We start from the raw sequence: 22,193 nt of genomic DNA on the forward strand, positions 1-22,193 counted from the left end.
CGCCCGGCGGCATGCCGGGCGGTTTTCGCATGGGTGCGCGCGAAAACGCGCGAACGCTCAGTGCAAGATCTTCGCGAGGAAGTCCTTCGCGCGGTCCGATTTCGGATTCGAGAAGAAATCGTCCTTGCGGTCGTCCTCGACGATCGCACCCTTGTCCATGAAGATCACGCGATGCGCGACCTTCTTCGCGAAGCCCATCTCGTGCGTGACGACCATCATCGTCATCCCTTCCTGCGCGAGTTCGACCATCACGTCGAGCACTTCGTTGATCATCTCGGGATCGAGCGCGGACGTCGGCTCGTCGAACAGCATCGCGATCGGGTCCATCGACAACGCGCGCGCGATCGCGACCCGCTGCTGCTGACCGCCCGACAGCTGGCCAGGGAACTTATGCGCATGCGCCTTCAGGCCGACGCGATCGAGCAGCTTCATGCCCTTCTCGTTCGCCTCGTCCTTGCCGCGGCCGAGCACCTTGACCTGCGCGAGCGTCAGGTTTTCGGTGATCGACAGGTGCGGGAACAGCTCGAAATGCTGGAACACCATCCCGACCTTCGAGCGCAGCTTCGACAGGTTCGTCTTCTTGTCGCCGACCGACTGGCCGTTCACGAGGATCTCGCCCTGCTGGAACGGCTCCAGGCCGTTCACGGTCTTGATCAGCGTCGACTTGCCGGAGCCCGACGGGCCGCACACGACGACCACTTCGCCTTTCTTGACCTCGGTCGTGCATTCGGTGAGGACCTGAAACTGGCCGTACCACTTCGAAACGTTCTTGATGGAAATCATCTTGTGACCTTTTTCTGGAGACCCTTGACGAGAGCAGACGCCAACGAGCAAATCACGAAATAGCATGCGCCGGCGAACAGGACCATCTCGACGGTCGTGCCGTCGCGATCGCCGACGTTGGCGGCCGTGCGGAAGAAGTCCGCGAGACTGATCACGTACACGAGCGACGTATCCTGGAACAGGACGATCGCCTGCGTGAGCAGCAGCGGCACCATCGCGCGGAACGCCTGCGGCAGGATCACGAGGCGCATCGCCTGCGCGTAGTTCATGCCGAGCGCGAACGCGGCGTTCACCTGCCCGCGCGGCACCGCCTGGATGCCGGCGCGGATGATCTCGGAATAATACGCGGCTTCGAACAACGAGAACGCGACCATGGCCGACGCGAGGCGGATGTCGATCGTCGGCGACAGCCCGAGCACGCCCTGCAGCAACTGCGGCACGATCAGGAAGAACCACAGCAGCACCATCACGAGCGGGATCGAGCGGAACACCGTCACGTACGCTTTCGCGAACCATGCGAGCGGCTTCACGCCGGACAGCCGCAGCAGCGCGAGCAGCGTGCCCCAGACGATCCCGATCACGATCGCGATCAGCGTGATCTTGAACGTGACGACCGCCCCCGACCACAGCGTCGGCAGCGCGCCGGGAATACTACTCCAGTCGAACTGATGCATCACTTGCCTCCGATATAGCCGGGCAGCCGCGTGCGGCCTTCGATCCAGCGCATGAATGCCATCACGACGAGGTTGATCAGCACGTAGGCGAGCGTGACCGCGATGAACGACTCGTAGGTCTGCGCGGTGTAGTCGACGAGCTGGCGCGCCTGCGCGGACAGGTCGAGCAGGCCGATCGTCGACGCGACGGCGGAGTTCTTGAAGATGTTCAGGAATTCCGACGTGAGCGGCGGCACGATGATCCGGTACGCGACGGGCAGCAGCACGTAGCGATACGTCTGCCATTGCGTGAAGCCCATCGCGAGGCCGGCCGCGCGCTGGCCCTTCGGCAGCGCGTTGATCCCCGAGCGCACCTGTTCGCACACGCGCGCGCCCGTGAACAGGCCGAGACAGACGATCGACGCGGTAAAGAACTGCGTGCCGGGCGGCAACTGCTTGATCCAGGTGCCGATCGACGCGGGCAGCAACTCGGGTATCACGAGATACCAGACGAAGAACTGCACGATCAGCGGGATGTTCCGGAAGATCGACACGTACACGGTGCCGATCGCGGCGAGCCACTTGTTCGGCACGGTGCGCAGCACGCCGAACAGCGACCCGACGATCAGCGCGATGACCCAGGCGACGAGCGACACTTCGATCGTCACCCAGAAGCCGGACATCAGCCATCCGAAATAAGTCGTCGGCTCGCCGGTCGACACGGGGCTCAGAAAGATGCCCCAGTTCCAGTGGTAAGACATGGGCAAGACTCCAGCAAAAAGAAACGGAAGAAGCAGCGCCTCTTCCGTCTCATTAGCGTCATTTCTGCATCAACGGCCGTGTGGTCAGTCGAGCGCCTTGTCGTTCGGGTTCGCGTACAGCTTCTTCATCGAATCGGACAGCGGGAAGTTCAGGTTCAGCCCCTTCGGCGGAATCGGGTTCTCGAACCACTTCGCGTAGATCTTCGCGGCCTCGCCCGACTTCTCGACTTGCGAGATCGCGTCGTCGACGACCTTCTTGAAGTCGGCGTCGCCCTTGCGCATCATGCAGCCGTAAGCCTCTTCCGATTGCGGCGTGCCGACGATCACCCAGTCGCCCGGCTGCTTCGCCTTCGCGCGCTCGCCCGCGAGCAGCGCGTCGTCCATCATGAACGCGACCGCGCGGCCCGATTCCAGCGTGTTGAACGAATCGCCGTGATCCTTCGCGCTGATGATGTTCATGCCGAGCTGCTTGTCGTTGTTCATCTTGCGCAGCAGGCGCTCCGACGTCGTGCCGGCGGTCGTCACGACCGTCTTGCCCTTCAGGTCGGCAAAATCCTTGACGCCCGAATCCTTCTTCGTCATCAGGCGCGTGCCGATCACGAAGATCGTGTCGGAGAACGCGGCTTGCTGCTGACGCTCGAGGTTGTTGGTGGTCGAGCCGCACTCGATGTCGACCGTGCCGTTCTGCACCAGCGGAATGCGGTTCTGCGACGTGACGGGGATGTTCTTCACCTGCAGGTTCGGCAGGTTCAGCTTCTTCTTCACCGCGTCCACGATCTTCAGCTGGAACTCGCGCGAATAGCCGACCACCTGCTGGTTCTGGTCGTAGTAGGAGAACGGAATCGACGATTCGCGGTGGCCCAGCGCGATCACGCCCGTGTCCTTGATCTTCTTCAGCGTGCCAGTCTCCTGAGCGTACGCGCCGCTTGCGAACGCGCACAGCGCCGCGGCCATCAGGACTGCCTTGTGGTATTTCATTTTGGTCATCTCCTTGGCTAAAACCCGCGCCAGTGTATCAAAGTAATATTTTTGAAAGTACTGGTTGTTTACCGCACTACGAATCGCCCTGTGCGAAGCCTTCCTCCCGGCTCCGGGCGCTCCAGATGCACGCGCGGGCGGTGCCGGATTCGGCACCGCCCGCGCGGGTTCATATCCACAATCGGGTCGATTGCGTCATGAATCGATCATGGTCGTCGATCGGGGACGCCCGGTCAGGGACGCCCGGTCAGGGGCGCCCGGTCGGGGACGTCCGATCAGGGGTAGAGGCCGCGCATTTCGCGCGCCATCAGGATGCGCTTGCACGCGACGATGAACGCCGCCGTACGCACCGTCACCTTGTGCTCTTCCGCGACCGCCCACACGCCGGCGAACGCTTCGCGCATCACGCGCTCGAGACGATGGTTGATCTCGTCTTCCGTCCAGAAGAAGCTCGAGAAATCCTGCACCCACTCGAAGTACGACACGGTCACGCCGCCCGCGTTCGCGATCACGTCGGGGATCACGAGCACGCCGTTCGCGCTCAGAATGTCGTCAGCCGCCGTCGTCGTCGGGCCGTTCGCGCCTTCGACGACGATCTTCGTGCGGATCTTCGCCGCGTTCTTCTCGGTGATCTGGTTTTCCAGCGCCGCCGGGATCAGGATGTCGGTCTCGACCGTCCAGAACTCGTCGTTCGGCATCGGTTCCGCGCCTTCGAAGCCCGCGACGCCGCCGGTGCGGGCGACGTGGTCGAGCAGCTTGTTCGAATCGAGGCCGGCCGGCTGGTAGATCGTGCCCGTGTGATCCTGCACCGCGATCACCTTCGCGCCCGCTTCCTGGAACAGCTTCGCCGCGATGCCGCCGACGTTGCCGAAACCTTGCACCGCGATGCGTGCGCCTTCGATTTCCAGGCCCTTCTTCTTCGCCGCTTCGGAGCCGACGACGAACACGCCGCGGCCCGTTGCTTCCTTGCGGCCGAGCGAACCGCCGAGCGCGATCGGCTTGCCGGTCACGACGCCGGTCGACGTCTGGCCCTGGTTCATCGAGTACGTGTCCATCATCCACGCCATCACCTGTTCGTTGGTGTTGACGTCCGGCGCCGGAATGTCGGTGTTCGGCCCGATGATGATGCCGATTTCGCTGGTGTAGCGGCGCGTCACGCGCTCGAGCTCACCACGCGACAGCTTGCGCGGGTCGACGCGGATACCGCCCTTCGCACCGCCGTACGGCACGTTCACGGCCGCGTTCTTCACCGACATCCATGCCGACAGCGCCATCACTTCCGACAGCGTCACGTCCTGGTGGTAGCGCACGCCGCCCTTGCCCGGACCGCGCGACACGTTGTGCTGCACGCGATAGCCTTCGAAGTGCGCGACGGTGCCGTTGTCGAGCTCGATCGGGCAGTCGACGATCAGGATGCGCTTCGGACGCTTCAGCGTTTCGAGCCAGCGCGACAGCGAACCGAGGTACGGCGCGACGCGATCGACCTGCTGAAGGTAGTTGCCCCACGGGCCGAGATCGTCGGCGTGCAGGTAGGACGGGATGGACTGCTGTTGCGAAGACATGGACACTCCAACGTTCAACGGATTGCGCACATTGTCGAAAAAGCCGTTTTTTTTATCCAATGCCGTTTGTTTATTCGATTATGCGTTTCTTGCATGATCGCGATTTTTCGCAAATCCGCGGTCGATTTGCGCAAGAACGCCCGCGATCGGCCGTGCATCGCGTTCGCGAAAAACAGGATTGGACAGGCGCGGGCCGGCCGCGGGACAGCCGTTCGGCAGGCGCTGCAGGGGGCGCCGTCAGCCGGCCGGATTGACCGTCGGCGGTTAACCGTCGGTTATCCGGCGATCAAGCGGCGGCGTCGCCGGTCGTGTCGCGCAGTTCGTCGCGCACGACGTCCCACAGCGCCCGCACGAGCTTCTGCCGCGGATCGTCGCCCTGCAGCGCGAGCTTGTCGCAGTACAGCCGGATCTCCATCGTCAGCGTGAACGGATGCGCACCGCCGCGCGCCGACCGGTCGAGCCGGATCAGCCGGCCGCCCGCGACCGCGTCCTCGACCGCGCTGTGCGGCAGGAACGCGACGCCGTGGCCCGCGAGCGCCATCGCCTTCAGCCCTTCGGCCATGTCGGTTTCGTACACGCGATCGAGAAACAGCCGCGTCGGCGCGTTCGCGATGATGACTTCGGTCATCCGGCCGAGATACGCGTTCGGCGTATACGACAGGTACGGCACGCGCGCGTCGGCCGCGCCCGGCAGCGTATGGCGCGGCCGGCCCGCACGGCCGGGCGCCGAGAACGGGCTGATCGGCTCGCTGCCGAGGATCAGCATGTCGTAGCGGGCCGGGTCGAGCGCGACCGGGTGGCTCGGGTGGTGATAGCCCATCACGAGGTCGCAGCCGCCCTCGACCAGCGACAGCACCGCGTCGTGCACGTTCAGCGCGCGCAGCCGCGTGTGAACCTGGCCCATCTTCGCCTCGATCCGCTCGAGCCAGCGCGGAAAATACGTGAGCGACAGCGTGTGCGGCACCGCGAATTCGATCGTCGGCACCGGCGCGCCGACGTGGCCGCGCAGCAGCGTGCGCGCCTCGTGCGCCTGCGACAGCATCGTCAGCGCCTGCTCGTAGAAGATCTGCCCGGCCTGCGTGAGCCGCGTCGGATAGACCGAACGATCGATCAGCTCGGTCGCGAGCCACGCCTCGAGCGCCTGGATGCGCCGCGAAAACGCCGGCTGCGATACGTGCCGCAGCTCGGCGGACCGGCTAAAGCTGCGCGTCTCCGCGAGCGAGACGAAGTCTTCGAGCCATTTCAGTTCCATGCAGGCGGGCGCGGCGGGCGGCGGTCGGGAAGAAGCCTGCATTCTACCGGCGGGCGGCCCCGGCCGGCGGCGTCGAACGCGGCCCGGCAAGCCGGCGCGGGCACCCGCCGGCACGCCATTCGCGCGCCGCCCCGGTGCCGCCCGGACCGCGCGCGCCCGCGGCAGTCGCAGCCGGACCGGTTCGGCCGGAATCGACGCGCGCCGATGGTAAAATGCCGGATTCTCCTCCCCTCGTTCGCCCCGGCCCCAAAAGGCCCTGCCCGATCATGTCCGACACTCGTCCCGATACGCTTTTCGCCCTCACCGCGCTCTCGCCCATCGACGGCCGCTACGCCAGCAAGACCGAAGCGCTGCGCGACTGGCTCTCCGAAGCCGCCTTCATGCGCCACCGCGTCACCGTGGAGGTGCACTGGCTGATCGCGCTGTCGCGCGCCGGCTTCGCGGAAGTCCCGCGCTTCTCGGAAGCCTCCGAGCAGTTCCTGCTGCAGCTCGCCGAGCGCTTCACCGCGCACGACGCCGCACGCATCAAGGAAATCGAGCGCGTGACGAACCACGACGTGAAGGCCGTCGAATACTGGCTGAAGGAATCGGTGAAGGGCCAGGCCGAACTCGAGAAGGCGAGCGAATTCATCCACTTCGCGTGCACGTCCGAGGACATCAACAACACGTCGCACGGCATGATGCTCGCCGGCGCGCGCGAACACGTGATCCTGCCGGCACTGCGCACGGTCTACCAGCGCCTCGTCGCGCTCGCGCACGCGCACGCCGAGCAGCCGATGCTGTCGCGCACGCACGGCCAGCCGGCCAGCCCGACGACGCTCGGCAAGGAACTCGCGAACGTCGCCGCACGCCTCGCCCGCGCGATCACGCGCATCGAGAAGGTCGAGATCCTCGGCAAGATGAACGGCGCGGTCGGCAACTTCAACGCGCATCTCTCGGCGTATCCGGAATTCGACTGGGAAGCGTTCTCGCGCGACGTGATCGAGAACCGCCTGAAGCTCACGTTCAACCCGTACACGATCCAGATCGAGCCGCACGACTACATGGCCGAACTGTTCGACGCCGTGGCGCGCGCGAACACGATCCTGCTCGACCTCGACCGCGACGTGTGGGGCTACATCTCGGTCGGCTACTTCAAGCAGAAGACGAAGGCCGGCGAAATCGGCTCGTCGACGATGCCGCACAAGGTCAACCCGATCGACTTCGAGAACTCGGAAGGCAACCTCGGCCTCGCGAACGCGACGCTGCGCCACCTCGCCGACAAGCTGCCGGTGTCGCGCTGGCAGCGCGACCTGACCGACTCGACGGTGCTGCGCAACATGGGCGTCGCGCTCGGCTACTCGCTGCTCGCGTACGACTCGCTGATCCGCGGCCTCGACAAGCTCGAAGTGAACCCGCAGCGCCTGAACGAAGATCTCGACAACTGCTGGGAAGTGCTGGCCGAGCCGGTGCAGACGGTGATGCGCCGCTACGGCATCGAGAACCCGTACGAGCAGCTGAAGGAACTGACGCGCGGCAAGGGCATCACACGCGAAGCGCTGCAGGAATTCGTCGGCACGCTGGCGATCCCGCAGGATGCGAAGGACCGCCTGCTCGCGATGACGCCGGCGTCGTACATCGGCAAGGCCGTCGAACTCGCGAAGCGGATCGCGTAAGCGCCGCCGTCGCCCCGACAAAAAAAGCCCGATGCGAAGCAATTCGCATCGGGCTTTTTGTTGCCTGCCGCGGCCGATCAGAACGAGATCATCCGCCCCGGGTTCAGCGCGCTCATCACGCTCATCGCTGCCTTCGCGGCCGGAATCGCGATCGGCGACAACTGCCGGCCGAGCGGAATCGCGCGATGGTCGATGCCCGTGAGCATCGAGAAATCGTCGTTGCGGCCGACGAAATCGTCGCAGATCGCCTTGCCGATCCGCACCGTCTGCGCGACGCCGTGCCCGCTCCAGCCTTGCACCATGTACATCGGCACGCGGCCGTCGGTCTTGCGGCTGTCGGTCGCGCCGTTCAGCGTGAAGTCGCTCACGCCACTCCAGCAGTAGTCGAGCGCGAAGCGGCCGTCGTGCTGCGGAAACACCGTGTTCAGTCGCGTCAGCAGATACGCGTTGACGTCGGGCTGCGCCCAGCAGCTGCCGGTGCCCTGCCCGCCGAACAGCAGGCGGTTGCCGCGCACCGGCCGGTAGTAGTCGATCTGGAACTGCGTGTCGTACACCGGCATGCCGGCCGGCAGCAGCGTCGCGACGTCGACGTCGAGCGGCGCCGTCACGCTCACGTACGTGAAGAACGGCACCGTGGTCGCCGCGCCGTCGTCGAGCAGCCGGAACGTCGTGTTGTGCAGCGCGAGCACCACCCCCTTGCGCGCGGTGATGGTGCCGCCCGGCGTCGTCGCGACGACGCCGGCGGGCGTCTCGTCGAGCTCGAGCACCTCGGTGCCTTCGAACAGCACGCCGCCGTTCAGCCGGAAGCCGTGCACGAGGCCACGCACCAGCGCGAGCGGGTGAATCTGGCCGCCGATCGCGTCGATCGCCGCGCCGTGATACAGCCCCGAGCGCACGTATTCGTCGTGCAGCTGATGGCGGCCGACGAGGGTCACGCCCGCGTCGCCGAGATGGCGGCGCGCATCCGCGCCGTCGAGCAGCGCGCTCATGTGGCCGGGGTGGACCGCCGCCGTGACGTGGCCGCGCTTGCGGTCGAGATCGAGCGCGTAACGCGCGCCGATCTCGTCGATCAGGTCCATCGACTCGGCCGACGCGAAGCGCCACAGCCGCTTCGCATCGTCGTGCGACAGGTTCTCGATCATGTCGGCCGCTTCCCAGCGCGCGAGGCCGGGCGTCAGTTGCCCGCCGTTGCGGCCCGACGCGGCCGAGCCAACGTGATGCTTGTCGACGAGGATCGTGTCGACGCCCGCTTCCGCGAGATGCAGCGCGGCCGATGCGCCGAGCAAGCCCGCGCCGATCACGAGCACGTCGCAGACGGCGTCGTGCGCGAGCGGCGCGCTGTTTTCATGGCGCGACAGCGACGCCTCGTACCAGTTGGCCGGATGCTCGCCGTCGTAGCGAGCCGGATCGCACCAGTTCCAGTTGTCTTTTTCGATGTTCAGTTGCGTTTGCTCGAAACGCGCTTCGCCCCGGATCAGCGGGGTGTTGTTGGAAGTCATGATTGCACTTGCATGGTCTTGGGCCGCCTGTCGAAGAGCCTCGTTGCTTCGAGGCTTCGCGGGTGGGGCAGCCGGTTCCACATGGGAGTCAACGAGAAAAGGGGCGCGATGGCCCGTGTTGACGGCGGGCACGCTCGTGCCGCCTGGATCCCGGACTGTGCGAAAGCACGTCTTGAAAGGTGCCGGGACACCCAATTTCTACACCGCAGAAATAATTCTACAGTGTAGAATAAGCTTTCGTCAAGTTTACAGCCGGTACGGTACCGGCCTGCCAGCCTGCCTCGATGAAAGACAAACCCGCCCAAGGGCCGCGCGGCCTCGACAAGGACGCGATCGTCGCGGCCGCGCTCGCGCTGCTCGAAGACGTCGGCGAAGCCGCGTTCAGCGTGCGCAAGCTCGCGCAATCGGTCGGCTGCGACCCGATGAGCGTGCTGTATCACTTCAAGTCGAAGGAAGGCCTGAGCCGCGCGATCGCGAATGCGCTGTCGCGCTCGCTCGTGCCGGTCGAGCCTTCACTGCCGTGGCGCGAACGGCTGCGCGACCTCGCGCGCCAGTACCGCACGCTCGCGCTGCGCTACCCCGCCGCATTCGCGCTGCTGCAGCGGCACATGAGCACCGGCCCGGCCGATCTCGCGCACATCGAGGCCGTGCATCGTGCGCTGACCGACGCCGGCATCCCGCGCGCGGCGCTGCCGTCGGTATGCGTCGGCTGGTACGCGAGCGTGATCGGGCTCGCCGCCGCCGAAGCGGGCGGCCTCACGCGCGCCGCGAACGACGTCGAGCTCGCGGAAATGCACGCGCTGTCCGACGCCGCGCATCCGCTCGTCAAGTCGGCCGCTCCGCTCTACGCGCAGCTCGATCCGGCCGTCGTGCACGACACGATGCTCGACGTGCTGCTCGACGGCATCGCGCAACGCGCACGCACGGCCTGACCGTGCGGCCGCGCCGCCAACGAAAAAGGCGCCCGAAGGCGCCTTTTTCATGACGATGACCGCGAACCGCGCTCAGTGCTGCTGCGCGAGGCCGATCTTCAGCATGACCTGATCGACGATCTGCTCGGGCGTCAGCTCGATGCTGACCTCGACCGCCTCGTCCGGGCCCGGCTCCTCGAGCGTGTCCAGCTGGCTCTTCAGCAGCGACGGATCGAAGAAATGGCCGGTGCGGCTTTTCAGACGCTCCTGCAACACCTCGAACGAACCCTTCAGATACACGAACCGCACGTCGGTGTCGGTGCCGCGCAGCACGTCGCGGTACGACCGCTTCAGCGACGAGCACGTGAACACGGCGGTTTCGCCGGCGCGCTGCTTTTCCTCGATGGCCGCGCGAATCGTGCGCAGCCACGGCCAGCGGTCTTCATCGGTCAGCGGAATGCCGTGGTGCATCTTTTCCTTGTTCGCCGCGCTGTGAAACGCGTCGCCATCGGTATAGCTGCACGACAGGCGTTCCGCCAGCATTTCGCCGATCAGCGACTTGCCCGCGCCCGACACGCCCATTGCGATCAGAATCATTGACTACCCCTTGTTACAGAACCACGCTCAGCAACAGCGTAAAACTCAGACCGAGCACCGAGATGATGGTTTCAAGCAGCGACCAGGTCTTGAACGTCTGGCCCACCGTCATCCCGAAATATTCCTTGATCAGCCAGAAGCCGCCGTCGTTCACGTGCGAGAAGATCAGCGAGCCCGAGCCCGTCGCGAGCACCAGCAGCTCCGGCCGGACCGACGCGCCCGACGCCGCCGCGATCGGCGCGACGATCCCGCAAGCCGTCGTCATCGCGACCGTCGCCGAACCCGTCGCGAGACGCATCAGCGCCGCGACGAACCAGCCGAGCAGCAGCGGCGACAGGTGTGCGTGCTTCGCGGTCTCGACGATCTGCTGCGAGATCCCGCTGTCGCGCAGGACGCCGCCGAAGCCGCCGCCCGCGCCCACGATCAGCGTGATGCCGGCGATCGGCGCCAGGCACTCGCCGCAGAACTTCTGGATCTGGTCGCGGTTGAAGCCCTGCTTCGCGCCGAAGGTCCAGAAGCTCACGAGCACGGCGATCAGCAGCGCGACGTCCGAGTTGCCAGCAAAGCGCAGCAGGTTGTTCGGCAGCGACTTCGGCGTGAACACCAGGTCGGCCCAGCTGCCGACGAGCATCAGCACGACGGGCAGCAGGATCGTGAACAGCGTGATGCCGAAGCTCGGCAGTTCGCGCTTGCCGCCGTCCGTGCGCGAATCGACGAATTGCGACGCGAGCGGGTTGTTTTCCGGCAGCTTCACGAACTTCGAGATCATCAGCGCGAACAGCGGGCCCGCGATGATCGCGGTCGGCACGCCGACGACCAGGCCGAAGGCGATCGTCTTGCCGATATCGGCGCCGTATTGCTGGACGGCCAGCAGCGCAGCCGGGTGCGGCGGGATCAGCCCGTGCACGACCGACAGGCCGGCCACCATCGGCAGGCCGACGACGAGCAGCGACTTGCCGGTGCGCTTCGCGACGTTGAACGCGATCGGGATCAGCAGCACGAAGCCGACTTCGAAGAACACCGGCAGGCCGACGATGATCGCGACGAACATCATCGCCCAGTGGATGTTCTTTTCACCGAACCAGTCGATCAGCGTGGTCGCGATCCGTTCGGCACCGCCCGATTCGGCCATCATCTTGCCGAGCATCGTGCCGAGGCCGACGACGATCGCGATGTGGCCGAGCGTGCCGCCGGTGCCCGTCTCGAACGACTTGACGATCTTGTCCATCGGCATGCCGACGACGAGACCGAGGCCGAGCGAGACGATGATCAGCACCAGGAACGGGTAGATCTTGTAGCGCGCGATCATCAGGATCAGCGCGGCAATCGCGATCAGCGTGAATACGAGCAGCATGCTGCCTTGGACGGCCCCCATGTGGCACTCCTCCTAGAATTGTTCGAACCGGGCGAGTCGTTGCGAGTATGCCCGGCTATGCGGGTCTCCGAAACACGGGGGTACCCCCCCGTCAGGACGCTGAATTTTACTTATCTTTGCGATCCGCGGATAGAACCGGTTCCATCAGCAAAAACCCTCGGTAAAACAAGCACTAACGCTTGCTTTCCGAGGGCTGAACCGTCATCTGGTACAAGCCTTAACGGGGCAGTTGGCTCGCTGCTTGCGCGAGGCGCGTGACTTCGGCCCAATCCTGCGCGGCGAGTGCGGCCTTCGGCGTGAGCCACGAGCCGCCGACGCACACGACGTTCGGCAGTTTCAGGAAGTTCGGCGCGGTGTCGACCGTGATGCCGCCGGTCGGGCAGAACTTCAGCGCCGGGAACGGGCCATGGAACGCCTGCAGCATCGGCACGCCGCCCGCCTGCTGCGCGGGGAAGAACTTCACGATGTCGTAGCCGAATTCGAGCGCCTGGATGATGTCGCTCGGCGTCATCACGCCCGGCAGCAGCGGCAGGCCGGCGTCGAGCGACGCGAGGTGCAGCTCCTTCGTCAGGCCCGGCGACACGCCGAACTTCGCGCCCGCACGCTTGGCCTGCGCGCAGTGCTCGGGCTTCGTGATCGTGCCGACGCCGACGACGATGTCGTCCGCGAGCTGGCTCGCGCGCTGGATCGCTTCCAGCCCGGCCGGCGTGCGCAGCGTGATCTCGAGCACCTTCACCCCGCCCGCGTGCAATGCGCGCGACACGTTTTCGCCCTGCTCGACCGAGTCGAATGCGAGCACCGGAATGACCGGGCCCAGCTTCACGATTTCAGCAATCGTCTTCATTGAATTGGCTCCTTGAAATTCATGCGGTGACGTGGGCGGCCGTTTCGCCGACCAGCGTCCCGAAAACCGATGCGCCCTGCTCGGCCGGCGCCGCGGCCGCGCGGAACACGCCGAACAGTTCGCGCCCGAAACCGACTTCGTTCTCGGCCTGGTGCCGCGGCTGCGCGACCGGGCGCGCGCGCCACTCGGCGTCGTCGACCTCGATGTCGAGCACGCCGGCTTCGGCGTCGATCACGAGCATGTCGCCCGTCTTCACCTTGCCGATCGGGCCGGCCAGCAGCGCCTCCGGCGACACGTGGATCACGGCCGGCACCTTGCCCGATGCGCCCGACATGCGGCCGTCGGTCACCAGCGCGACGTGGAAGCCCTGATCCTGCAGCACGCCGAGCAGCGGCGTCAAACGGTGCAGCTCGGGCATGCCGTTGGCGCGCGCGCCCTGGAAGCGCACCACCGCGACGAAATCGCGCTTCAGCTCGCCGCGATCGAACGCTTCCTGCACGGCTTCCTGCGAGTCGAACACGATCGCGGGCGCCGTCACCTTGCGGTGCTCCGGCGCGACCGCCGAGATCTTGATCACGCCGCGGCCGAGGCGGCCCTGCATCAGGCGCAGGCCGCCGTCCGGCTGGAACGGCTCGCGAATGCCGCGCAGCACCTTCGTGTCGTGGCTCTCGGCCGCGCCGTCGACCCACGTCAGTTTGCCGTCGATCAGCTTCGGCTCCTTCGTATAGTGCGCAAGCCCCTTGCCTGCGACCGTCGTCACGTCCTCGTGCAGCAGCCCGCCTTCGAGCAGGTTGCGTACCAGGAACGCGACACCGCCCGCCGCGTGGAAATGGTTCACGTCGGCCTTGCCGTTCGGGTAGATCTTCGCGAGCAGCGGCACGACGGCAGACAGCTCGTCGAAGTCGTTCCAGTCGATCAGGATGCCGGCCGCGCGCGCGATCGCGACCAAGTGCAGCGTGTGGTTGGTCGAGCCGCCCGTCGCGAGCAGCGCGACGATGCCGTTGACGATCGCCTTTTCGTCGATCACATGGCCGATCGGCGTGTAGTGGCCGCGCTCGACGGTCAGGTCGAGCACGCGGCGCGCGGCCTCGGCCGTCAGCGCGGTGCGCAGCGGCGTGTGCGGGTGAACGAAAGCGGAGCCCGGCAGGTGCAGCCCCATCAGCTCCATCAGCATCTGGTTGCTGTTCGCGGTGCCGTAGAACGTGCAGGTGCCGTGGCCGTGATATGCAGCCGATTCGGCTTCGAGCAGCGCGTCGCGGCCGACCTGGCCGGTCGCGAACTGCTGGCGGATCTTCGCCTTGTCGTCGTTCGACAGGCCGCTCGTCATCGGGCCGGCCGGCACGAAGATCGTCGGCAGGTGGCCGAACTGCAGCGCGCCGATCAGCAGACCCGGCACGATCTTGTCGCAGATGCCGAGGCAGAGCGCCGCGTCGAACATGTTGTGCGTGAGCGCGATCGCCGTGCCCATCGCGATCGCCTCGCGCGAGAACAGCGACAGCTCCATCCCCGGGTTGCCCTGCGTGACGCCGTCGCACATCGCCGGCACGCCGCCCGCGAACTGCGCGACCCCGCCGTTCTCGCGCGCGGCCGCCTTGATGATCTCGGGGAAATCCTTGTACGGCGCGTGCGCGGACAGCATCTCGTTGTACGAGGACACGATGCCGATGTTCGGCTCGCGGATCGCCTTGATCGTGAACTTGTCGTTGCCCTCGAGGCCCGCGAAGCCGTGCGCGAGGTTCGCGCACGACAGCGCGCCGCGTGCCGGGAACTTGCCTTGCGCGCCGTCGATGCGCTGCAGATAGGCGGAACGGGTCGATTGGCTGCGGGCGATCACGCGTTCGGTGACCTTCGCCAGAGTGGGGTGCAGCGATGTCATGCTGGGCGCTCCTGTATGCCGGCCGACACCGGCGGTTGGAATCGTGGGGACGGTCGAGCTTCGTCGATCGAACGAAGGCAGTCTAGTAGAAAAACTACAAGCACGCAATGCTGATTAGCACGCCCGCAACCGCCATTCCCGCTACCAGCAAGGCTTTAATCAGTGAAAACCCTAATTCGCGTCGCTAACCTCGCATCGAAACCATTGCGATTGCGCTAGTATTTTCATGTAGATTTTCTACAATTCGATTGCGATACACTCGCTCATCCGAACCCGATTTCCACCTGCCGTCCCATGCTGCCCCGCATTGAAGCGATCCGCGCCGAGTTGCGCCCGTCCGAGCGCAAGCTCGCCGACTACATCCTCGCCGCGCCGCGCGAGGTGCTCGACCTCGCGATGACCGAGCTGTCGATGCGCGCCGGCGTCAGCCAGCCGACCATCGCGCGCTTCTGCCAGGCGCTCGGCTGCAGCGGCTTTCGCGAGTTCAAGATCCGGCTCGCGCAGAGCGTCGCGCCGGGCGTGTCGTCGGTGTACCGCGACGTCGAGCCGAACGAACCGGCGCCCGGCATCATCGGCAAGGTGTTCGACCGCACGATCGGCGCGCTGATCGAAGTACGCAACAGCCTGTCCGCCGGCAGCGTCGCCGACGCGATCGCGCTGCTGTCGAACGCGTCGCGCATCGAGTTCTACGGCGCCGGCGGTTCGGGCATCGCCGCGCAGGACATCCAGCACAAGTTCTTCCGGCTCGGCGTGCCGAGCGTCGCGTATTCGGACCCGCACACGTTCTCGATGTCGTCGGCGCTGCTCGGGCCGCACGACGTCGTCGTCGCGATCTCGAACACCGGCCGCACGCGCGACATCGTCGACGCCGCGCGCTCCGCGCTCGCGTGCGGCGCGAAAGTCGTCGCGATCACGCAGAGCCATTCGCCGCTCGCGAAGCTCGCGACGGTCAGTCTCGCGTCGAACGTCGCCGAGGAAACGGACGTGTTCTCGCCGATGACGTCGCGGATGTCGCATCTCGCGATCGGCGACATCCTCGCGGTCGGCGTCGCGCTGTCGCGCGGGCCGGCGCTGATGGAGCGCGTCGGCCGCGCGAAGGAAGCGATCACGCGCAGGCGGATCGACGATCCGACGAAGGAGTAGCGGTTCGCGGAACGCCGCGCGTAAACGAACAACGGCGCCCCGAGGGGCGCCGTTGCGCATGATTCGACGGCGACGGTTTCGCCGGCCGCGCCGCTCAGAACGGCTTGATCACCACCAGCGCGACCGCCGCGAGCATGCCGAGCACCGGCAGTTCGTTGAACACGCGATACCACTTGTCGGTGCGGCGGTTCTCGCCGCGCTCGAACACCCGCAGCAGGTGCCCGCAATACGCGTGATAGACGATCAGCAGCAGCACCACCGTCACCTTCGCGTGGATCCACCCCTGCCCTTGCCCAATGCCGATCACGAGCCACAGCCACAACCCGCACGCGAGCGCGGGCACCGCGATCATCGTCATGAAGCGGAACAGCTTGCGCGCCATCAGCAGCAGGCGCCGCACCGCGGCCGGATCGGTCTCCATGGCCAGGTTCACGTAGATGCGCGGCAGGTAGAAGAGCCCCGCGAACCACGCGGCGATCAGAACGACATGGAACGTCTTGACCCAGAGCATTGCCATTGGTTGTGCGCCTCGCTGTTGACTTACTGACGGCCTTCGCCGTGCCCGAGCACCACGTACTTCAGCGACGTGAGCCCTTCCAGGCCGACCGGGCCGCGTGCGTGCAGCTTGTCGTTCGAGATGCCGATTTCCGCGCCGAGGCCGAATTCGAAGCCATCCGCAAAGCGCGTCGACGCATTGACCATCACGCTCGCCGAATCGACTTCGCGCAGGAAACGCATCGCGCGGTCGTGATCCTCGGTGACGATCGCATCCGTGTGATGCGAGCCGTAATGATTGATGTGCTCGATCGCGGCGTCGAGGCCGTCGACGACCTTGATCGCGAGCACCGGCGCCAGATATTCGGTGTGCCAGTCTTCTTCCGTCGCGTCGACGAGCGGGCCGACGCCCGCATCGGCGAGCACCGCGCGCGCGGCCGCGTCGACGCGCAGCTCGACCTGCTTGTCGCGATACAGCTTGCCCAGCGGCGGCAGCAGCTTCGCGGCGATGCCGCTCGCGACGAGCAGCGTCTCCATCGTGTTGCAGGTGCCGTATCGGTGCGTCTTCGCGTTGTCGCAGACGGTCAGCGCCTTCGCGAGATCGGCGCGATCGTCGACGTACACGTGGCAGATGCCGTCGAGGTGCTTGATCATCGGCACGCGGGCCTCGTTGATCAGCCGTTCGATCAGGCTCTTGCCGCCGCGCGGCACGATCACGTCGACGTATTCGGTCATCGTGATCAGCTTGCCGACCGCCGCGCGATCGGCCGTCGCGACGACCTGCACCGCGTCCTGCGGGAGGCCTGCCGCCTCCAGCCCTTCGCCGATCAGCTTCGCGAGCGCCGCGTTCGATTCGAGCGCCTCGGAGCCGCCGCGCAGGATCGTCGCGTTGCCCGACTTCAGGCACAGCGCGGCCGCGTCGATCGTCACGTTCGGGCGCGACTCGTAGATGATGCCGATCACGCCGAGCGGCACGCGCATCTGGCCGACCTGGATTCCGCTCGGGCGGAACTTGAGGTTGCCGATCTCGCCGATCGGATCGGCCAGCGACGCGACCTGGCGCAGCCCCTCGACCATCGTGTTCAGCGCCTTGTCCGACAGCGTCAGGCGGTCGATGAACGCCGCATCGAGCCCCTTTTCACGGGCACGGGCGACGTCGCGCGCATTCGCGTCCTTCAGCGCCTGCGCATCGCGTTCGATCGCGCGGGCCACGGCGTCGAGCGCCGCGTTCTTCGCGGCCGTGCTGGCGCGCGCCATCGCGCGGGAAGCGTGCCGGGCGCGACGGCCCAGGTCGGTCATGTACTGATCGATATCCATCGTGTGACTCGAGAAGCGAGCCGCGCGGGGCGGCATGAATTCGTGGGGAAGCGGGGGACGGCCACCCGGGAGTGACGATCCGCGGGACAGCCGTCCGTGCAGGGCAGCGGCCGATATGCCGCGCCAGCTATCGAAGCATTGTAAGCGGGTTGCGCAGCGCGCGCTGAAGGCCCGAACGGGACTTAGCGTCGCACGCGACCCGCGGTCGGCGGTCGTTCGCCGCGGGCGCCCGCGACCGTCATCGCGAGCTGGAACAGCCCGTCCCACGGGTCGGGCGGCGGTTCGTCCTGCGTGCGGCGGCCCGGCGTGACGGCGGACAAGCCCTTGACCTGCCGGTCGAGCTTCGCGGCGAATGCGAGCGCCTTTTCGAGCACCGCTTCCGACACGCGGTTCAGCGCGGGCGCGATCAGCCGCTCGCGCGGCCCCCACACGCGGTTCTCGCGCAACAGCGTCGCGAGCGGCTTGCCGGCCGTCGTGCCGCGCTTGATCCGCAGCAGCGTGCGCAATTCCTCGACGACGGCCCACATCACGAGCACGATCGCCTCGCCTTCGCCCTTCAGCCCGTCGATCATCCGCGCGAGCCGCGCGGCGTCGCCGGCGAGCATCGCTTCGTTCAGCTTGAACACGTCGTAGCGCGCGACGTTCAGCACCGCGTCGTGCACCTGCTCGAACGACAGCGCGCCCTGCGGATACAGCAGCCCGAGCTTCTGGATTTCCTGGTGCGCGGCGAGCAGGTTGCCCTCGACGCGCTCCGCGATGAACTGCAGCGCGCGGCGCCCGTCGTCGCCGGATGCGACGCGCTGCCCCTGCATCGACAGGCGCTGGCCGATCCAGTTCGGCAGTTGCGCGCGATCGACCGGATCGATCTTCAGCGCGACGCCGCCGTTCTGCAGCGCGGTGAACCACGCGGATTTCTGCGTGGCCGCGTCGAGGCGCGGCAACGTGACGAGCATCAGCGCGTCGGGATTGGGTGTGGCCGCAAGCGTCTTCAACGCGTCGGCGCCTTCCTTGCCGGGCTTGCCCGACGGAATGCGCAGTTCGATCAGCTGACGTTCGCCGAACAGCGACATCGCCTGGGTCGCGCCGAGCAGCACGCTCCAGTCGAAGCCGCGCTCGACCGTATGCACCGAACGCTCGGTAAAGCCGGCCGCGCGCGCGGCCGCACGAATGCGGTCGCACGCTTCCTGCGCGAGCAGCGGCTCGTCGCCGTACACGGTATAGAGCCCGGCCAACCCCTTCGCGAGGTGCGGCTCCAGCGCATCAAGTCGCAATTGCATCGCTGCGTGCGCCCGCGATCAGAGCGGCGGCGGCGGCAGCGGCGCACGCGGCGCCACGCCCGGCACCACGTCCTCCGGCGCCGGCGTCAGCGAGTGGACGATCGCGAGACGCCGCATCAGCTGGTCGACCGCGTCGTTCTGCATGTCGCCGTACAGGATGTCGGCTTCCTGCGCCTTCGCGTTCGTGTACTGGTCGCTGTACGTCATCGCGCGGTTCAGCGCGATCGCGCTCGGCGGGATCAGCACGGTGCCGTCCTTGCTCGTCAGCGTGTAGTTCAGCGTGTAGAACAGCGCGTACTCCTGCGCGGAGCCGTACTTGTTGAGCGTCAGCGTGTTCTGGCCACGCGACTCCCACATGCGCAGCACAGCGTCGGCGTCGTCCGCCGACTTGACGATCTTCGTGTCGCTGCCGGCCTGGACGAGGCGCGTGAGCCGCGCCTCGACGGGCGCCGGCGCACCGGCCACGAACAGGTGCTTGAACGCGTAGTCCTGCTGGCCGCGCAACTGGAAGCCGCATGCCGACAGCACGACCGTGCTGCCGACGAGCATCAAAAACGATCTGCGGATCACCTTCGCTCCTTCTGGGTACGTCCGACGGCCGGCGGCCGTCAGACGACGATGTTCACGAGGCGGCCCGGCACGACGACGATCTTCTTCGCCGGCTTGCCGTCGCTGAATTTCGCGAATGCCTCGTCGGCCACCGCCGCCGCTTCGATCGCGTCGCGGCTCGCGTCCTTCGCGACCTTCAGCGCGCCGCGCACCTTGCCGTTCACCTGCAGCACGAGTTCGATCTCGGCCTGCTCCAGCGCGGCCTCGTCGACCTTCGGCCACGGCGCATCGAGCAGCGGGCCGAATTCGTCCGCGTAGCCGAGCGTCTTCCACAGCTCGAACGTGACGTGCGGCACGACCGGGTACAGCACGCGCAGCAGCACGCCGTACGTCTCGCGCAGCACGGCGGGCGTCGCGCCCTTCGCGCCGTCGATCGCGTTCAGCATCTTCATCGCGGCCGACACGACCGTGTTGTACTGCAGGCGCTGGTAGTCGAAATCGGCCTGCTTCAGCACGCTGTAGATCTCGCGGCGCAGCGCCTTGTCGGCATCGCCGAGCGTCGCGGCGTCGAAACCGGCGCGCGCGGCGAGCGCTTCGCGGTTACCGTAGCCGAAGCTCCACACGCGGCGCAGGAAGCGGCTCGCACCCTCGACGCCCGCGCCCGACCACTCGAGCTGCTGCTCGGGCGGTGCGGCGAACATCGTGAACAGACGCGCGGTATCGGCGCCGTACTGGTCGATCAGCAGTTGCGGATCGACGCCGTTGTTCTTCGACTTCGACATCTTCTCGATGCCGCCGAGCACGACCGGCTGGCCGTCCGCGTTCAGCGTCGCGCCGACCGGGCGGCCCTTGTCGTCGTGCGTGACCGTCACGTCGAGCGGGTTGTACCAGGTCTTCTTGCCCGCCGCGTCCTCGCGGTAGTACGTCTCGTTCAGCACCATCCCCTGCGTGAGCAGGTTCTTCGCCGGCTCGCCGAACTTCACGAGGCCGAGGTCGCGCATCACCTTGGTCCAGAAGCGCGAATACAGCAGGTGCAGGATCGCGTGCTCGATGCCGCCGATGTACTGATCCATCGGCATCCAGTAGTCGGTGCGCGCGTCGACCATCGTCTCGGCGTCCGGCGCCGTGTAGCGCGAGAAGTACCACGACGAATCGACGAAGGTGTCCATCGTGTCGGTTTCGCGCTTCGCGGCCGCGCCACACTTCGGGCACGTGCAGTTCAGGAACGCTTCCGACTTCGCGAGCGGGTTGCCCGAGCCGTCCGGCACGAGGTCTTCCGGCAGCACGACCGGCAGGTCCTGCTCCGGCACCGGCACGTCGCCGCACGACGGGCAGTGGATGATCGGGATCGGCGTGCCCCAGTAGCGCTGGCGCGACACGCCCCAGTCGCGCAGGCGCCACGTGACCTGCTTGTCGCCGAAGCCGCCAGCCTTCAGGTCGGCCGCGACCGCGTCGACCGCTTCCGCGTAGCGCAGGCCGTCGTACTTGCCGCTGTTCACGCAGACCGCGGTTTCCTTGTCGCCGTACCACTCCTGCCATGCGTCGAGCGAGTACGTCTGCCCTTCGCTCGCGATCACCTGCTTGATCGGCAGATCGTATTTCTTCGCGAACGCGAAATCGCGCTCGTCGTGACCCGGCACGCCCATCACCGCGCCTTCGCCATAGCTCATCAGCACGTAGTTGCCGATCCACACCTCGACCGGCTCGCCGGTCAGCGGGTGCTTGACCGAGAAGCCGGTCGCGACGCCCTTCTTCTCCATCGTCGCGACGTCGGCCTCGGCGACGCCGCCGCGCTTGCATTCCTCGATGAACGCGAGCAGTTCCGGCTTGTCCTGCGCGAGGCGCGTGGCGAGCGGGTGCTCGGCCGCGATCGCGCAGAACGTGACGCCCATGATCGTGTCGGCGCGCGTCGTGAACACGCGCAGCAGCTTCTGCTCGCCGTCGAGTTCGTACGGGAAACCGAAGTTCACGCCGAAGCTCTTGCCGATCCAGTTCTGCTGCATGATCTTCACGCGCTCGGGCCAGCCGAGGCCGTCGAGATCGTTCAGCAGCTCATCCGCGTACTGCGTGATGCGCAGGTAGTACATCGGGATCTCGCGCTTCTCGACGAGCGCGCCCGAGCGCCAGCCGCGGCCGTCGATCACCTGCTCGTTCGCGAGCACGGTCTGGTCGACCGGGTCCCAGTTCACGGTGCCCGTCTTCTTGTACGCGATGCCCTTCTCGAGCATCTTCAGAAACAGCCACTGGTTCCACTTGTAGTAGTCGGGCTTGCACGTCGCGATTTCGCGCGACCAGTCGATCGCGAGGCCCATCGACTGCATCTGGCCCTTCATGTAGTCGATGTTGTCGTAGGTCCACTTCGCGGGCGGCACGCCGTTCGCCATCGCGGCGTTCTCGGCCGGCATCCCGAACGCATCCCAGCCCATCGGCATCAGCGTGTTGTAGCCGTTCATCCGCAGATAGCGGTACATCACGTCGTTGATCGTGTAGTTGCGCACGTGACCCATGTGCAGCTTGCCGGACGGGTACGGCAGCATCGATACGCAGTAGAACTTCGGCTTCTGCGAATCTTCCTTCGTCTTGTAGGCATCGGCTGCGCGCCAGTCGCCCTGGGCGGCGGCTTCGACGTCGGCGGGTACGTATCTCTCGTGCATGGTGTGGTTCGG

19 protein-coding genes are annotated in these 22,193 nt (G+C 66.5%); 3 read left to right on the top strand and 16 right to left on the bottom strand.

Going from position 1 to position 22,193, the window contains the following annotated elements:
• Positions 1-57: 57 nt before the first annotated feature.
• The 6 genes from BLS50_RS05380 to BLS50_RS05405 form a co-directional block, all read right to left on the bottom strand.
• Entirely contained in the window at positions 58-783 is a 726-nt protein-coding gene (locus BLS50_RS05380) for an amino acid ABC transporter ATP-binding protein (RefSeq protein WP_011544587.1), read from the bottom strand.
• On the bottom strand, positions 780-1,457 hold the full coding sequence (gene gltK, locus BLS50_RS05385) for a glutamate/aspartate ABC transporter permease GltK (protein ID WP_011544586.1): 678 nt from the start codon (positions 1,455-1,457) through the stop codon (positions 780-782). Before gltK ends, BLS50_RS05380 begins: the two co-directional genes overlap by 4 nt.
• Positions 1,457-2,197: an amino acid ABC transporter permease gene (locus BLS50_RS05390; protein ID WP_006476908.1), complete on the bottom strand. Its 741-nt coding sequence runs from the start codon at positions 2,195-2,197 to the stop codon at positions 1,457-1,459. Before BLS50_RS05390 ends, gltK begins: the two co-directional genes overlap by 1 nt.
• Positions 2,198-2,281: 84 nt before the next feature.
• On the bottom strand, positions 2,282-3,175 hold the full coding sequence (locus tag BLS50_RS05395; RefSeq protein WP_012327897.1) for a glutamate/aspartate ABC transporter substrate-binding protein: 894 nt from the start codon (positions 3,173-3,175) through the stop codon (positions 2,282-2,284).
• Positions 3,176-3,450: 275 nt separating this feature from the next.
• Positions 3,451-4,737: a Glu/Leu/Phe/Val family dehydrogenase gene (locus BLS50_RS05400; protein ID WP_011544584.1), complete on the bottom strand. Its 1,287-nt coding sequence runs from the start codon at positions 4,735-4,737 to the stop codon at positions 3,451-3,453.
• Between the two features lie 286 nt (positions 4,738-5,023).
• Complete coding sequence (locus BLS50_RS05405) at positions 5,024-5,989, bottom strand: LysR substrate-binding domain-containing protein (RefSeq protein WP_074801280.1); 966 nt, start codon at positions 5,987-5,989, stop codon at positions 5,024-5,026.
• 266 nt (positions 5,990-6,255) lie between these two features.
• Here BLS50_RS05405 and purB point away from each other — a divergent pair, with 266 nt between their 5' ends.
• On the top strand, positions 6,256-7,644 hold the full coding sequence (gene purB / locus BLS50_RS05410; RefSeq protein ID WP_023477700.1) for an adenylosuccinate lyase: 1,389 nt from the start codon (positions 6,256-6,258) through the stop codon (positions 7,642-7,644).
• 77 nt (positions 7,645-7,721) lie between these two features.
• Here the strand turns inward: purB and BLS50_RS05415 are convergent, their stop codons facing one another.
• Positions 7,722-9,143, bottom strand: coding sequence for an NAD(P)/FAD-dependent oxidoreductase (locus tag BLS50_RS05415; protein ID WP_074801283.1), 1,422 nt, complete (start codon positions 9,141-9,143; stop codon positions 7,722-7,724).
• Positions 9,144-9,427: 284 nt separating this feature from the next.
• On the opposite strand from BLS50_RS05415, the gene BLS50_RS05420 reads away from it, so the two are divergent.
• Positions 9,428-10,075 carry a TetR/AcrR family transcriptional regulator gene (locus BLS50_RS05420; protein ID WP_074801286.1) on the top strand — a complete coding sequence of 216 codons (648 nt, stop codon included), beginning with the start codon at positions 9,428-9,430 and terminating at the stop codon, positions 10,073-10,075.
• A 72-nt stretch (positions 10,076-10,147) separates the two neighbouring features.
• Here the strand turns inward: BLS50_RS05420 and BLS50_RS05425 are convergent, their stop codons facing one another.
• The 4 genes from BLS50_RS05425 to edd form a co-directional block, all read right to left on the bottom strand.
• A complete protein-coding gene (locus BLS50_RS05425) occupies positions 10,148-10,651 on the bottom strand; it encodes a gluconokinase (protein ID WP_074801289.1) in 504 nt (167 codons plus the stop codon).
• A gap of 13 nt (positions 10,652-10,664) precedes the next feature.
• Positions 10,665-12,026, bottom strand: coding sequence for a GntP family permease (locus BLS50_RS05430; RefSeq protein ID WP_011544578.1), 1,362 nt, complete (start codon positions 12,024-12,026; stop codon positions 10,665-10,667).
• Between the two features lie 217 nt (positions 12,027-12,243).
• The gene (gene eda, locus BLS50_RS05440; RefSeq protein WP_011544577.1) at positions 12,244-12,870 is read right to left on the bottom strand and encodes a bifunctional 4-hydroxy-2-oxoglutarate aldolase/2-dehydro-3-deoxy-phosphogluconate aldolase; all 627 of its coding nucleotides are present in this window, start codon (positions 12,868-12,870) and stop codon (positions 12,244-12,246) included.
• Positions 12,871-12,889: 19 nt separating this feature from the next.
• Positions 12,890-14,746 (bottom strand): phosphogluconate dehydratase, encoded by a 1,857-nt coding sequence (gene edd / locus BLS50_RS05445; protein ID WP_074801291.1) that lies wholly within the window; start codon positions 14,744-14,746, stop codon positions 12,890-12,892.
• 294 nt (positions 14,747-15,040) lie between these two features.
• Here edd and BLS50_RS05450 point away from each other — a divergent pair, with 294 nt between their 5' ends.
• Positions 15,041-15,889, top strand: a complete 849-nt coding sequence (locus BLS50_RS05450; RefSeq protein WP_006476919.1) for a MurR/RpiR family transcriptional regulator — start codon at positions 15,041-15,043, stop codon at positions 15,887-15,889.
• A gap of 94 nt (positions 15,890-15,983) precedes the next feature.
• Here the strand turns inward: BLS50_RS05450 and BLS50_RS05455 are convergent, their stop codons facing one another.
• The 5 genes from BLS50_RS05455 to leuS all read right to left on the bottom strand — a co-directional run bounded on the left by BLS50_RS05455 (position 15,984) and on the right by leuS (position 22,181).
• Positions 15,984-16,406, bottom strand: coding sequence for a CopD family protein (locus tag BLS50_RS05455; RefSeq protein ID WP_089434541.1), 423 nt, complete (start codon positions 16,404-16,406; stop codon positions 15,984-15,986).
• A 23-nt stretch (positions 16,407-16,429) separates the two neighbouring features.
• Positions 16,430-17,701, bottom strand: coding sequence for a glutamate-5-semialdehyde dehydrogenase (locus tag BLS50_RS05460; RefSeq protein WP_074801294.1), 1,272 nt, complete (start codon positions 17,699-17,701; stop codon positions 16,430-16,432).
• A 182-nt stretch (positions 17,702-17,883) separates the two neighbouring features.
• Positions 17,884-18,978 carry a DNA polymerase III subunit delta gene (holA, locus tag BLS50_RS05465; protein WP_053524953.1) on the bottom strand — a complete coding sequence of 365 codons (1,095 nt, stop codon included), beginning with the start codon at positions 18,976-18,978 and terminating at the stop codon, positions 17,884-17,886.
• Between the two features lie 18 nt (positions 18,979-18,996).
• Entirely contained in the window at positions 18,997-19,548 is a 552-nt protein-coding gene (locus BLS50_RS05470; RefSeq protein ID WP_006476923.1) for an LPS-assembly lipoprotein LptE, read from the bottom strand.
• A 38-nt stretch (positions 19,549-19,586) separates the two neighbouring features.
• Entirely contained in the window at positions 19,587-22,181 is a 2,595-nt protein-coding gene (gene leuS / locus BLS50_RS05475; RefSeq protein ID WP_027807423.1) for a leucine--tRNA ligase, read from the bottom strand.
• Positions 22,182-22,193: the final 12 nt, after the last annotated feature.

It is taken from the genome of Burkholderia orbicola, from assembly GCF_900100915.1.
Taxonomy (GTDB): domain Bacteria; phylum Pseudomonadota; class Gammaproteobacteria; order Burkholderiales; family Burkholderiaceae; genus Burkholderia; species Burkholderia orbicola.

Excerpts from the sequence above, each read along its gene's own strand:
- BLS50_RS05415 (WP_074801283.1), bottom strand. The coding sequence starts at position 9,143 with ATGACTTCCAACAACACCCCGCTGATCCGGGGCGAAGCGCGTTTCGAG.
- BLS50_RS05425 (WP_074801289.1), bottom strand. The coding sequence starts at position 10,651 with ATGATTCTGATCGCAATGGGCGTGTCGGGCGCGGGCAAGTCGCTGATC.
- holA (WP_053524953.1), bottom strand. The coding sequence starts at position 18,978 with ATGCAATTGCGACTTGATGCGCTGGAGCCGCACCTCGCGAAGGGGTTG.
- BLS50_RS05460 (WP_074801294.1), bottom strand. The coding sequence starts at position 17,701 with ATGGATATCGATCAGTACATGACCGACCTGGGCCGTCGCGCCCGGCAC.
- BLS50_RS05390 (WP_006476908.1), bottom strand. The coding sequence starts at position 2,197 with ATGTCTTACCACTGGAACTGGGGCATCTTTCTGAGCCCCGTGTCGACC.
- BLS50_RS05380 (WP_011544587.1), bottom strand. The coding sequence starts at position 783 with ATGATTTCCATCAAGAACGTTTCGAAGTGGTACGGCCAGTTTCAGGTC.
- BLS50_RS05400 (WP_011544584.1), bottom strand. The coding sequence starts at position 4,737 with ATGTCTTCGCAACAGCAGTCCATCCCGTCCTACCTGCACGCCGACGAT.
- BLS50_RS05420 (WP_074801286.1), top strand. The coding sequence starts at position 9,428 with ATGAAAGACAAACCCGCCCAAGGGCCGCGCGGCCTCGACAAGGACGCG.
- edd (WP_074801291.1), bottom strand. The coding sequence starts at position 14,746 with ATGACATCGCTGCACCCCACTCTGGCGAAGGTCACCGAACGCGTGATC.
- BLS50_RS05405 (WP_074801280.1), bottom strand. The coding sequence starts at position 5,989 with ATGGAACTGAAATGGCTCGAAGACTTCGTCTCGCTCGCGGAGACGCGC.
- leuS (WP_027807423.1), bottom strand. The coding sequence starts at position 22,181 with ATGCACGAGAGATACGTACCCGCCGACGTCGAAGCCGCCGCCCAGGGC.
- eda (WP_011544577.1), bottom strand. The coding sequence starts at position 12,870 with ATGAAGACGATTGCTGAAATCGTGAAGCTGGGCCCGGTCATTCCGGTG.
- BLS50_RS05395 (WP_012327897.1), bottom strand. The coding sequence starts at position 3,175 with ATGAAATACCACAAGGCAGTCCTGATGGCCGCGGCGCTGTGCGCGTTC.
- gltK (WP_011544586.1), bottom strand. The coding sequence starts at position 1,457 with ATGCATCAGTTCGACTGGAGTAGTATTCCCGGCGCGCTGCCGACGCTG.
- BLS50_RS05455 (WP_089434541.1), bottom strand. The coding sequence starts at position 16,406 with ATGGCAATGCTCTGGGTCAAGACGTTCCATGTCGTTCTGATCGCCGCG.
- purB (WP_023477700.1), top strand. The coding sequence starts at position 6,256 with ATGTCCGACACTCGTCCCGATACGCTTTTCGCCCTCACCGCGCTCTCG.
- BLS50_RS05450 (WP_006476919.1), top strand. The coding sequence starts at position 15,041 with ATGCTGCCCCGCATTGAAGCGATCCGCGCCGAGTTGCGCCCGTCCGAG.
- BLS50_RS05430 (WP_011544578.1), bottom strand. The coding sequence starts at position 12,026 with ATGGGGGCCGTCCAAGGCAGCATGCTGCTCGTATTCACGCTGATCGCG.